Annotated in this window: 6 protein-coding genes; 4 read left to right on the top strand and 2 right to left on the bottom strand. The window is 54.7% G+C overall.

All coding sequences use genetic code 11. The features are described 5' to 3' along the window. Positions 1–327 precede the first annotated feature (327 nt). The 3 genes from ACGY09_RS22550 (at position 328) to ACGY09_RS22540 (ending at position 5,957) form a co-directional block, all read left to right on the top strand. Positions 328–981 carry a DNA-3-methyladenine glycosylase gene (locus ACGY09_RS22550; protein ID WP_373652722.1) on the top strand — a complete coding sequence of 218 codons (654 nt, stop codon included), beginning with the start codon at positions 328–330 and terminating at the stop codon, positions 979–981. 254 nt (positions 982–1,235) lie between these two features. Next, positions 1,236–2,324: an efflux RND transporter periplasmic adaptor subunit gene (locus tag ACGY09_RS22545; protein ID WP_397569528.1), complete on the top strand. Its 1,089-nt coding sequence runs from the start codon at positions 1,236–1,238 to the stop codon at positions 2,322–2,324. 246 nt (positions 2,325–2,570) lie between these two features. Next, on the top strand, positions 2,571–5,957 hold the full coding sequence (locus ACGY09_RS22540; RefSeq protein ID WP_397569527.1) for an efflux RND transporter permease subunit: 3,387 nt from the start codon (positions 2,571–2,573) through the stop codon (positions 5,955–5,957). 1,350 nt (positions 5,958–7,307) lie between these two features. Here the strand turns inward: ACGY09_RS22540 and ACGY09_RS22535 are convergent. Both ACGY09_RS22535 and ACGY09_RS22530 read right to left on the bottom strand, forming a co-directional pair. Beyond that, positions 7,308–7,712, bottom strand: coding sequence for a hypothetical protein (locus ACGY09_RS22535; RefSeq protein ID WP_397569526.1), 405 nt, complete (start codon positions 7,710–7,712; stop codon positions 7,308–7,310). 135 nt (positions 7,713–7,847) lie between these two features. After that, a complete protein-coding gene (locus ACGY09_RS22530; RefSeq protein WP_397569525.1) occupies positions 7,848–8,444 on the bottom strand; it encodes an REP-associated tyrosine transposase in 597 nt (198 codons plus the stop codon). A 194-nt stretch (positions 8,445–8,638) separates the two neighbouring features. Here ACGY09_RS22530 and ACGY09_RS22525 point away from each other — a divergent pair, with 194 nt between their 5' ends. Continuing rightward, complete coding sequence (locus tag ACGY09_RS22525) at positions 8,639–12,436, top strand: tetratricopeptide repeat protein (protein WP_397569524.1); 3,798 nt, start codon at positions 8,639–8,641, stop codon at positions 12,434–12,436. Positions 12,437–12,447: the final 11 nt, after the last annotated feature.

Genomic DNA, 12,447 nt, shown 5'->3' with positions numbered 1-12,447 from the left:
AGTCAAGTTCGAGCCGTGACGATCCCTAACGTAACAGTAGTTGGGGATAGCCCATCGCGTCTTGCGTTGTCTGAGCGTCTGCTGCAATGACCTCTCGCGTCTCAGATCCACCCGTTCCTTACCGGCGGATGTCCGAAAAAACCTGACAAATGTGATCCATTCTCCGGACGCCCTGGTGGGCAAGGCCATGCGGTTGACGCTTCTCACGAAATCACTGAATGATAGTCGTCACCAGCACTGAGGCTGCGCTGCCACTCCACACGCCCCTCTCAGGCCAAGCGCGTACTTAATCGCGTTCCCGATGTATGTTGCAGAAAGTTCATTCCTATGCCGATCAACGCCGTCGAGATTGAGTCCGCCATTCGCCATCTGAAAGCGGTCGATCCCGTCATGAGAGATTTAATCGATCGGGCCGGGCCGTTCCGTCTCAAGCTCGAGAGGAACCGGTTTGGACTGTTAGTGCGATCAATTCTTTCGCAGCAAATCTCGACAAAGGCGGCGAAGTCGATTCGGTTACGGCTGGATGAACTCCTGCATCCACTTCCTCTCTCGGCGCAAGCAATTATTGAACAGACGGATGAGGAACTGCGGTCCGTCGGATTGTCGCGGCAGAAGGTCTCTTACCTGAAGGACTTGTCCGAACGGGTAATCGACAGGCGATTGCGACTGGATCGAATCGGTCGGCTGTCGGACGAGGAAGCGATCGAACAACTGATTCAGGTCAGGGGCATTGGACGTTGGACGGCCCAGATGTTTCTCATCTTTTCCTTGGGGCGCCTCGACGTGTTCCCCCACGATGACCTGATTGTTCGGTCGTCCATTCGGGAGTTGTACCGACTGGCAGAACTCCCTACCAAACAGCAGAGCCATCAGATTGCGGCCGCCTGGAAACCCTACTGCAGTGTGGCGTCGTGGTACTGTTGGCGACTTCTGGACGTCAAGAATGATCCGACGATGGATGCCAGCCAATACCCGGTGTAAAGCGTAGTCAACAATTCGCGACGACAGGCTAGAATTGGCCGAGTGATTGTGACAAGATCGGCACGCATCGACCGTGCCATTCCCATCTCGACGCGACACAGGGGCAAAACGCCTGATTGTTCTCGTGTCATTCCTGTCTTCGGAGAAATCAGTTGATCCGCGGGACTCTTCTTTCTGTTCACGCACAACTCGGGGCTGCCAGTATTCTAGGAGTGTTACTCCTGACAGGATGTGGCACGTCGCAGCGAGGAGGCATGCCGGCAAGTGAACCTCCCGCCGTCGTGATCATCGAGCCCACCGAGAAAGAACTTGCCGACTTTGCTGAGTTCACGGGCCGCACCGACGCCGTGGAATCGGTCGAGATTCGTGCTCGAGTCAGCGGTTATCTCAAGAAGATCAATTTCCGCCCCGGAAAGGAAGTCAAAGAAGGGGACCTTCTGTTCGAGATCGATCCAAGACCGTACGACGCAGAGCTCGAACGGGCTGAGGGGACCCTGGCGACGGCGTTGGCCAGCGCCAAACAGGCCAGCGCCGAAATGTTGCGAGCGGAAAATCTGCACGAGAAGAAAATCAGCACTCAGGCTGATTACGACAAGGCCGTCGCAGATCTGGCTCACGCCGAAGCGTCCGTGCAATCGACTAAGGCCAATGTGACCAAAGCCAAGCTCGACCAGGAATTCACGCGAGTGATCGCGCCGATTTCAGGCCGCACCAGCCGCGAATTGATCACCGAAGGGAATCTGGTCTCGGCCGATTCGACAGCACTGACAACCATCGTATCGTCGGATCCGATCTTCGCATACTTCGATGTCGACGAGCGAACGCTGCTCGATATCCAGAAGCTGATCCGCGAGAAAAAGCTCGCATCCGCCCGTGAACGGGACGACGTTGAGATCCGAATGGAACTTGCAAACGAGACCGGTTTCCCACACGTCGGGGTCATCGATCTCGTGGACAACCGCGTTGATGCGGGGACGGGTACCATCCAGATTCGCGGTCGATTCCCCAACCCGGACCGCCTGCTCACTCCGGGCCTGTTCGTCCGTGTTCAGTTTCAGATGGGACTTCCCAGCCCACGGCTGCTGATTCCTGAACGGGCACTGGCCCAGCAGCAGGGACAGCGATACGTCTACCTTGTGAACGACGAGAACAAAATTGTAAAGCGTGACGTCACCGTAGGACGCAGGGATGGCTTGATGCGCGTGATCGAAACCGGCTTAGAGCACGGCGATCGGGTTGTCGTAAAGGGACAGCAGCGTGTCAGGGCAGGGATGACCGTCCGCATCGAGACAGAGAAACCACCGGGTGACGAAGCGAAGCCAGCAGAAAAGAAGTCGCACTAGCAGTTCCGCCCCGTCTCTCACGTGACTGGGAATTGAATTCCCGTTTGTTTGATGTCTTTCACCTGTCGACGGAGATGAAAACATCAATACGGCCGATCATCAGCAGGCTTCTCATTCCAGACGGACACCACACCGGACCGTGAAAGCTGATTACCAATGTCGGTACATTGAATGGGAATTCACTCCCGTTCCATCGACGGATCGAGCATAAATCCGAGTTCACCATTTCCCGCATAGGGTTATTGAATGCTTGCCCGCTTTTTTATTGAACGGCCCGTTTTTGCGATCGTCATTTCGCTGGTGATCGTCTTCGCGGGTATCGCTGCTTACTTCACGCTTCCCATCGCTCAATACCCGGAAATCACGCCTCCCACCGTCGAAGTCTCATGCAGCTATCCCGGTGCAAGTGCAAGCGTTGTGCAAGAGACAATTGCGTCCCCCATCGAGCAGGAAGTCAACGGCGTCGAAAAGATGCTGTACATGTCGTCGCAGTGCACCAACGACGGAACCTATCGACTGACCATCACCTTCGAATTGGGGACGAACCTGGATATGGCTCAGGTTCTTGTCCAGAACCGAGTCGCTCTCGCCCTGCCCAAACTGCCCGACGTGGTCAAAACAACCGGTGTCAGTACCAAGAAAAAATCCCCCAGTATCCTGCTCGTCGTCAACCTGTCCTCAGACATCAACGAGGCAACCGGACAGCCCCACTTAAATCAGCTTTTTCTGAGCAACTATGCGACTCTGCAGATGCGGGATGACCTTTTACGCATCAAAGGTGTTGGCGATGTGACGTTTCTCGGACAGCAGGATTACAGTATGCGGATCTGGCTGAATCCGCAGAAAATGGCATCCCGCAATCTGACAGCCGGCGATGTCGTCAACTCGCTGAAAGAGCAGAACGTCCAGGTCGCAGCAGGGCGGGTCGGCCAGCCCCCTGTTTCTGAATCTCTCGACTTCCAGTACACATTGAACACATTGGGCCGACTGACAGAAGCGTCTGAGTTTGAACAAATCATTGTGAAGACCGGAAACAAAGGTCAGCCAACGCGACTGGGTGAAATCGCCAAGATTGAACTTGGTGCTAAAAATGAAGACACCGCATGTACGCTCGATGGCAAACCTTCAGTAGGGATGGCCGTCTTTCAGCTTCCCGGGTCCAACGCTCTGGAAACCGCCAAACGTGTCCGCGAGAAAGTGGCTCAGCTCGCGTCGATTTTTCCCAATGGAATGCGTTCAGCAATCGTGTACGACACGACCCCGTTCATTGAAGAATCGGTGAATGAGGTTTTTAAGTCACTGCGGGATGCCGTCATTCTTGTCGCGATCGTCGTGCTGCTCTTCCTTCAGGACTGGAAGTCGATGACCCTGCCGATGATCGACGTTCCTGTGTCGTTGATCGGGACCATGGCCGTGATGTCAGTGATGGGGTTCACACTCAACAACCTGACCCTGTTCGGGCTGGTGCTGGCGATCGGGATCGTCGTCGACGATGCGATTGTGGTACTCGAGGGGATTGAACGCTGGCTCGAAAAAGGATACGACGCGAAAACAGCGACGATCAATGCGATGAACGAGTTGACCGGGCCGATTATCGCCATCACGCTCGTGCTGAGCTCTGTGTTTCTTCCCAGTGCCCTCCTCGGAGGAATCAGCGGTCAATTCTACCGGCAATTCGCGCTGACGATTTCGGTCTCGATGATCATCTCAGCCGTGAATGCTCTCACGATGACTCCATCGCGTGCGGTGCAGATCTTCAAAAATCGCAAACACGGGCACGATGACCGTGAGGCCCTGCCATGGTGGGGATACATGGGCCTTCTCGGTTGGGCCAGTGCGGCCTGGCTAAAGTCCCGTATCACGACACTGATCCCACTACCCGAATCAGAGTACGCACAGTGGGGTCTTTGGATCGGCCTGATGATTCCGGGGATGATCGTCGGCTGGCTGATCTGGAAGCCGGTCAATCAGTTTCTTTCCAGTTGTTTTAAGTTGTTCAACCGCGGTTTCGACGCTCTGACCAGAGTCTACGGACGGATTGTTGCGAGCCTGTTGCGTGTCAGTTTCCTCGTCATGGTGGTTTATGGCGGTCTTCTGGTCGCAACCTATTTCGGACTGACAAAGACCCCGGTCGGATTTATTCCGGCACAGGATAAGGGTTACCTGCTGGTCAACATGCAGCTTCCCGATTCCGCATCGCTGGACCGATCGATCGATGTGATGAAGCGAGTTGAGAAGATCGCGCAGGAGACCGAGGGAGTCGCCCACACGACAGGGATTGCCGGTCAATCAATCATTCTCAACGCCGTGGGCTCTAACTTCGCATCGATGTTCATCATTCTAGACGACTTCCACCATCGCCATGGACCGACTCTCGGAGCGAACGCAATCGCTGCCAGGCTGCGACAACGAATGGTGAGCGAAATTCTAGACGCACAGATCGCCGTCTTTGGAGCACCACCTGTTGACGGACTGGGCTCGGCCGGGGGCTTCAAGCTCATGATTCAGGACCGTGCCGATCAGGGGCTGAGCGAGCTTCAAAATCGCGCCGATCAGGTCGCTATGAGGGGCAATCAGGAGCCCGGGATTGTCGGCATGTTCAATAGTTTTCGCGCGGATACGCCTCAGCTCTATATCGATATCGACAGAACGAAATGTAAGGCACTGGGAGTACCGCTGAGTGACGCTTTCCAAACCTTGCAGGTTTACATGGGCAGTTCGTACGTCAACGACTTCAACCGGTTCGGTCGTACGTGGCAGGTCAACATTCAGGCCGATGCCGAGTTCCGAATGCAGGCGGAAGACGTTCGCGCACTCAAGGTACGCAACGTCGAAGGGAACATGGTCCCACTTGGAACCATTGCCAGGATCGAAGACATCGGCGGCCCCATTCTGATCAACCGCTACAATATGTACCCCGCAGCCCCCATCAATGGTGGATCACTTCCCGGTGTCAGCTCTGGCGACATGATTGCTGCCGTCGAACGGGCCGCCGACGCGGAGCTGTCCGATGCAATGACGTACGAATGGACCGAACTGACCTACCTGCAATTGCTGGAAGGCTCGACGGCAGGAAGAGCATTACTGGGTGCTCTGATCCTCGTGTTCCTGGTGCTCTCTGCCCAGTACGAAAGCTGGTCGATGCCCATGTCGGTGCTGCTGGTGGTCCCGATGTGTCTGTTGAGTGCGGTGATCGGAATCTGGATGACCCACCTCGACATCAACATTTTCGTGCAGGTCGGCTTCATCGTGCTCGTGGGCCTGGCTGCGAAAAATGCCATTCTGATTGTCGAAACCGCGCGCGAGCGACGGCATAAAGGAATGTCGGCTCATGATGCCGCGGTTGAAGCCTCAAAGGAGCGACTGCGACCCATCGTAATGACTTCACTCGCGTTCATTCTGGGGGTGGTGCCGCTGGTATTCTCGAGAGGGGCCGGTGCCGAAATGCGGCAGACACTGGGGATCGCCGTATTCTCGGGAATGATTGGCGTGACCCTGTTCGGGATCTTCCTAACGCCTGTCGTTTATCGAGTGCTCGATTATTTCTCAGCGGCTCCCACAACAGCAACTTCCGACACGAGTGCAGAGCTGTCGCCCGCAGACACATCGACGACGCCAGCAGCGCAACACTAGTCGGGGAGTTGATTTTCGTAGCGCGAACTGAGCGGTACAGACGAATAAACAGAAGACGCCGAGAGTTCATTTTCCCGGCGTCTTTTTCGTTGCCTGCTTGGTCCTGGTGTTGCTCACCTGTCATCTTGCGCTGCGCTGGTGGGGAGTTCTCCGCGGACCGGGCGTCGCTTCGAGCCTTAACGCTGTGGCGAGGCCCATGGACGGCTCGCGTCACTTGAGACTGCGGCCTCAGTCGCTCAATCCGCAGAGAACGCCCGACGATCTCAAGTTCCGACCGTCTTCCGCCATGCTGATCGGTCACGTGGAAGACGCGCTTTGCTCAAATTGTCAAATATCAGAGATTTCGTCGACGTGGTTTGAAACTCACCACAAAACCGAAGCGGGAAGGAGACTCGAAGGCATCATCGGGGTTCCACCCTCGTTCTGGTCTTGCGCTCAGGAGGCCAGTCGACGGGATGAACGTGGGGACTGGCTCGTCTAAGGTTCCCTGCCAGAGTGGCTGTTCCTGTTTTCAGTATTCTTGGCTCGGTTTATTCTCGGAAAGTGGTTCCCGGTCAGGGTTTCTATGCCAGTCTGCTCCATCACCGATGTCGTACGTAATCGACTTGATCGAGTGCCATGATGTGGGAAGATCGGCCGCGTCCCGAAATGTGTTGGCCAGTCAGGCCAGTCCGCCGAAAGTTACTTAAACCGTGATGATTGCAGCACATGGGACTGGCCACCGACTGGCCAGGAATTGGCCAGCTGGCCAGCCCCTTCCGCTCGTCGCTTCTGGATCCTCCGGAAGCGGTCAGAAAGTTGGCACCGCCAACCCTCAAGACAGCAGCAGTCCGCCGCTGTTTCTTTTCTGTACCGCCACACGCCATCACAGTTTCTGCACGAAAATCCATTTCCGATCTCAGTCACCCCTGCCTTCCAGAGCGGTTCAAGTTCTTCCGGCTTCAACCCAATCACCGCCGCAGCCGCCATCCTCCATCTGAACAACCACTTTTCGATCATCGCCTCCCTGTTTAGAGGATCCATTCAACCGCCGGGGAATGGAACGAGCGGACGAACCAATTCCCCATGCACAGCTTCAAACTCTCCGAACGTCGATCCCCGTAATCCGACCCCATCGCGCCGCGTGTCTCCCGTGCCGACGGCAGAACGGCCACAGCAAGCAGTGTCCGGAACAAGCCGCAACGCCGCGAGCCCGAACATCCAAACCTCTGGAATGATGGCTACGGATCAGCTCGCTGCTGACGGCGAATCCCAGACGGTCCCGCTCTGCTTTCCCGCTTGCACCCAACTGCCAGGCCAACAGGAAATGCTATGTCCCTGTGTCCGTGTCCCTGAGCGACTCGATACCCCTCATCGACAATCGGGTGGTCTCTCCTCGAAGATGGCGACCATCTTCTCAAAGGACGGTTTGACAATCTTCCCACCCCTTGGTCCAAAATATCCGACGTGGTCCGGCCATTCCGTATCGTCCAATTCGCTTACTTGGACTTCCCACCAAGACCACCTGGATACGTAAGTCTTCTTAATGAGTTCGAGAGCTTTCCTTAGGCTCCGTGCGGTGTAGAAGACCATCTCGTCGGCCCGGTAGTTATCAGGAACTCCCATGATCTCGTGGTGAAGGATGAGGAAAATTTTCATATCAATGGGCATCCGGTACCGATGTGCGACGTTTTCAGATCCGGTTAAGAAATCGCAGGGTGGCCCGACCGCCTGTTCAGGGCAGTTGGGTCGCGGAGCGACATGATGTGATACCATGAGTGTTCCTTTTTTTGGGATCACCGCACGCAGTTTCCTTCTGTCTACCATGGTAGAAAGACGCTGGGTGGCCCGACCGCCTGTTGAGGGCGGTTGGGTGCCGGAGGCACAAGATACAATCTCGTCGGCTGGCCACTAGACATTCGTGGTGAATTCATCATCCGCTTCCAAACCAGGCGGCCACCGAATCGGTAAACCAACAGACTTCTGTTCAAGGTACCAGCGAGCCGAACTCCACGGCCAGTCCCTGGCTCGTTCCACCAACCCGGCCCGAACGGGATTCATGTGCATATAGTCCAGTTTTTCTTCCCCCTTGGCCCGCGACCAAATATTGAATCCGTAGTAGCGTGCTTGCCAGATGGGATCAGAGGAGTCAATCTGGGACCAGTCGTCCTGGAAATGCTGGGGCAAGACGGTTTTTAATGATTTCGAAGTCAGTTCCTTCCACTTGTTCGTGAATGGGCTCAATTGCCACGTTTCCGGGAACCAGATGAGAGCATGGACGTGATCCGGCATAAACACAAATCCCAGGCAAGGCCCCTGATGCTGTGCCAATCGACTCCCCATGGTGCCAATGACGATTTTCTTCGCTTGATCATGCTGTAGGTGCTTGCGCCTCTTGTCGCACGAGAACGTCACGAAGTGGATCTGCTTCTCAGTGTCGTAAACGCGTCTTTCAACCAAGGTGGACAGAGGAAAACTGCGTACGGTGATCCCAAAAGAAGGGAACACTCATGGTATCACATCATGTCGATTCGCGACCCAACCGCCCTGAACAGGCGGTCGGGCCACCCTGCGGTTTTTATTCTATTAGCTTGTTCAATTTGGTTTTAGCAGATATGTAGAATGGCGCGATTGTCTGAAGGCGTTGTTGCTGACAAATCATCAATCTCTCTCGTGGCTCTCACACTTTTGGAGCGGTCCTCATGAGTGACGCTGATCCGAATCCTGGTGACGCAGCGGCGCCGGTTGTCGCGGGAAAGAAGAAGCGGTCGGTGCTGGAACGCATTCTGGTCTGGGGTGGAATTCTCGCACTCCTGTCCATTGTTTTGGTGGAGTGGAGTTCCAAGAAGTTCTATGGAGAAGCTCTTCAGAACTTAGAAAAAAAGCTTCAAGTTCGCAATGCAGGTGGATTACAAATTGGCCTGCCCTTGGCCGAGGCCAAGAATTGCGTCCGAGGTTTTACGTTTCAAAGCGAGAGAGGAAAACGCCCGCCTCGCCGCCTGACTTACGCTTGGCCCAGCCTGTTTAAGACATTTAAAATCGCGATGATCGTGGATGACGATGATCAGGTCGTTTCTGTTGATTCGCATGACGAATTCGACGACGGGCCAGTAAGACCGAATAGCTTGGGTGCTGAGACGGAGGCCCGGTTTTACCTGAAGAGTCCCAAAGTAAAAACGGACGAGCAGGTTCTTGAATTGGCCCGTCAGGAGAAGCCCCTCAGTGACCATTTTGGGACTCGGTATGGCTCATTGATTCGAGAACTTGTACGACAGTCGTTCCTCCTAACAGCGCGGTGTGAGATGGGGCTGACCACGCGCGATTCCGCATTTGGAGAGGTCCTTCTACTTGAGAACGCAGAACCTCGGTTCCCTTTGCAAGTGGTTGTGCAGATGGAGTATCGACATGAACCACCGAATCCGGTCTGCAGGATCGACGTCAGCCGAGTTCAACCTGACGGCAAGAACTACTCATGGACGAAGTCGCTCGAGATTCATGGTCAAGACCTTGAGAATTTCGTGACCCGACTCGAGATCTTGTCGCGCGGGGAGTTCATTCAGGTTTTGCAGGATGCGGGATTCATTCGACTGACCCCACCGAAATGGGAATCTGCGTTGGCCGAGTCTGGCGTCGAACCAAGTCTGGATGTTGTCTCTCAATTCAGCGAACTGCGGCGGCTTAGCGCCGAACTGACCACTCACGGGGAATCCTATGCTCTTTTGGAACGACTGGTAAGAGTCTACGCGAACCTTGGTAGCGTGACTGACTTCTATTGGAGTTCCACTTCGAAGTCCTTTAAAGCTCGCTCACTGCTTTATGCCGACCGCTATTTTGCGAAACAAGGTGTGACGGTGCGATCGCTTGCTCATCGAGCTTACGCCCGCGCGCTGGCGGGTCGACATTCGGCTGCATTGGCTGACGTCTCCGCAGCCATGAAACTCGAGAATGAAACGAAACCGGCTTGGCTGGAATTGATCGACGCCTACTGCTCGTACAAACCCGATGTTCTCCGCAGAACCAAGGGCGACTGCAAAGAGTTGTCGCTCTACCTTCTGATGCGTGTGCTTCAGCACAGCGGTAGCTCGAAGCAGTTTACCGCCGCGATTGATCGCTTTCTGGATGCAAATCCTGCGTCATTGCGTGCCTGTCGGTCATTGTGTGAGACCGGAGAATTGGGGAGCTACCGTGCTGCGACTGAGAGCCGATTCGACATGGCATGGAATCAGGTCTATCAGCGGCTTGGAGCCATTTCAGATCTTCCGAACGAGGCTCGCGAGGTAGTTGATGCCCAAGTCAAGGTGAACGGACTCAATCCAGATCGCGAACACTCATCCCGAATCGCGCTGTTCCAAGCCCTGCGGAATTCCGGTGCACAGGCCAGTGACAAAAGCGAACCATCCTGGAGCATGCTGGCTGAACTTTTGGAGGAAGCGACATTTGTGCAAGTGACAGATGTTTTGTACTGCCAGAAATCAATGCTGGGTGTCAGCGCCGAACGTTCGTTGACTGAACTTCGTCCTCTCGTGGCGACGCATCGGATGAAAGGATTTATCGAATCATTCACGGTCGATCCGCAGCGCAGCACGATCACACTCTCGAATTTCACGAGAATGCTAAACACCCAAGACTATGAACCGCAGATGGAGATTTTTCTCAGTTTTTACCATCGATTTGCGGACAATGCTGCCTACAGTTACTTCTTTCAACGGATCTTCGCGAACAGTGATTTGCTCTTCAATGACCTGCAAATCGAGAGCAAATACCAATCGCCGCCCCATGACCAGAGAGCTCAAATCTGGCGTGGAATCAGTCCTTATCATCCCGCATCGGTGGCGTTCTCGATTCGGCATGACTGGAGCAGTATTAAAGGCATCGCCCCTGACTGGGAAGACACTTATTCGAAATGCCCGAATGTCATGATCGCTCTGGGGCAAAAATATCGCAGCCTGGGTCGTTCGGAAGAGGCAATTCGATGCCTGAAGAAATCGATCGAGACTGCACCGTCATACGAGGCGTATCTCGAATTGGCGGATGAATACTATGTTCAGGGAGATCTGGTGGCTTACCAAGAGACACTGGAAGACTCTCTCGATACTCCTGATTTCGGACTGGAAAAAGCAAATGTCCAACAGCGGCTCGCATATTTTCTGATGAAAAAGGGGAGATGGGAAGAAGCTCAACCCTTCGCCGCGGAAGCAGCGGCAACTTACTCGGGCTGGGGTCTGAACACAGCAGCGCGCTGCGCCGAAGGTCTCAAAGCCTGGCGAACTGCAGAGGACATGCATCGGCGCATTTCCGAACGTTACTCTGGTTCTCAAACGGATTGGTATTTCTGGTGCGTCCGCACCGGCCGGGGCAATATCGACTCGGCGCGTGCCGTTGCCGACACCTATTGGCAAACCTTCGTCCCTCCGTACGCAACCTACCAGAAAGACACTCTCTTTTATCGGCACCTGATTGACGCGGAGAATGAAAATGCTCTTGAGATCATTCGCACTTTAAAAGTCGAGCCGCTCAATGCTGTTGACACCATCGATCTGGACTTGGATCCTCGCTGGGTGCTGCATGGAGCGGTGCTTGCCGATGAACTCAAGGATTCTGCTCTGCGAGACAAGCTTCTGAATTGTTTGCCGATCCTGTGCGCCCGACATAGTACTCAAGTCGTCCATCTGGCGAATCTTTTTGCACGCGCTTTAAAGGATCCAGACAACTTTCAATGGGACGCTGTGACGTTCGATGAAATGATGACCCGCGCGTTCTATGACGAGGTGACATTTCTGTACTTCGTCGCAGGACGATTTTTGGAAATTCATGCCCAAGAGGAACTGGCTCGTCGTTATTTGCTGACTGCGGCGACCTCTTTTCAGGTTGATAAGCGATCTTGCATGCTCGCATCGTTGATGCTGCGCTCCCAAAATATTCCGGTCGGTGAATCACGGCTCTCTGAGCTTCCTGATGATCTGGAGGCCTTTAGCGTCCTCATCACCAAAGCGAGAAATTTAAGAGGAAAACGCGCGCTGGAGGAGGCTGAAAAGTATCTGGAGGAGGCGGCAGCGCTGGGCCTTAGCCCGAGTACCGTACTGGTGGAAAAGTCCTTGCTGGCCGAGGCTCGCAAACAGTATCCTGAGGCGATCCAGTATCTCGAAGCGGCGATTCAAGCAAACCCCAACAGCGTCGACGTTCGCTCACGATTGGCGTGGTTGTTAGCCACTTGTCGAGACGACAAGGTGAGAAATGGGGCTGCCGCACTCAGTCAGGCACAGGCCGCGTACGAACTGGAGCAATTCAAGAGCTACCCAACGTTGATAGCTCTGGCGGCAGCCTACGCGGAGACGGGACAGTTCAAACTGGCGGCTGAACAAGAGCGGTTAGCCGTCCAACTCGTCAGCGATTACCCAGAACGCTACGACCGCTTGCAACTCTATTTGCATGAAAAGCCATTCCGCTATCCGCCGCTTCAAGAGTCGACGGATAGCACCGAGAATGTCAAATCGCAATGAGCGATTACGCT

The sequence above is a fragment of the Schlesneria sphaerica genome (assembly GCF_044336245.1).
GTDB classification, from domain to species: domain Bacteria; phylum Planctomycetota; class Planctomycetia; order Planctomycetales; family Planctomycetaceae; genus Schlesneria; species Schlesneria sphaerica.
Note: the sequence above shows the minus strand (reverse complement) of the source record. Positions and strands in the feature narration are given on the sequence as shown.

Bases quoted from the DNA above. Each gene is read 5' to 3' on its own strand.
- ACGY09_RS22550 (WP_373652722.1), top strand. From the start codon at position 328: ATGCCGATCAACGCCGTCGAGATTGAGTCCGCCATTCGCCATCTGAAA.
- ACGY09_RS22545 (WP_397569528.1), top strand. From the start codon at position 1,236: ATGCCGGCAAGTGAACCTCCCGCCGTCGTGATCATCGAGCCCACCGAG.
- ACGY09_RS22540 (WP_397569527.1), top strand. From the start codon at position 2,571: ATGCTTGCCCGCTTTTTTATTGAACGGCCCGTTTTTGCGATCGTCATT.
- ACGY09_RS22535 (WP_397569526.1), bottom strand. From the start codon at position 7,712: ATGGTATCACATCATGTCGCTCCGCGACCCAACTGCCCTGAACAGGCG.
- ACGY09_RS22525 (WP_397569524.1), top strand. From the start codon at position 8,639: ATGAGTGACGCTGATCCGAATCCTGGTGACGCAGCGGCGCCGGTTGTC.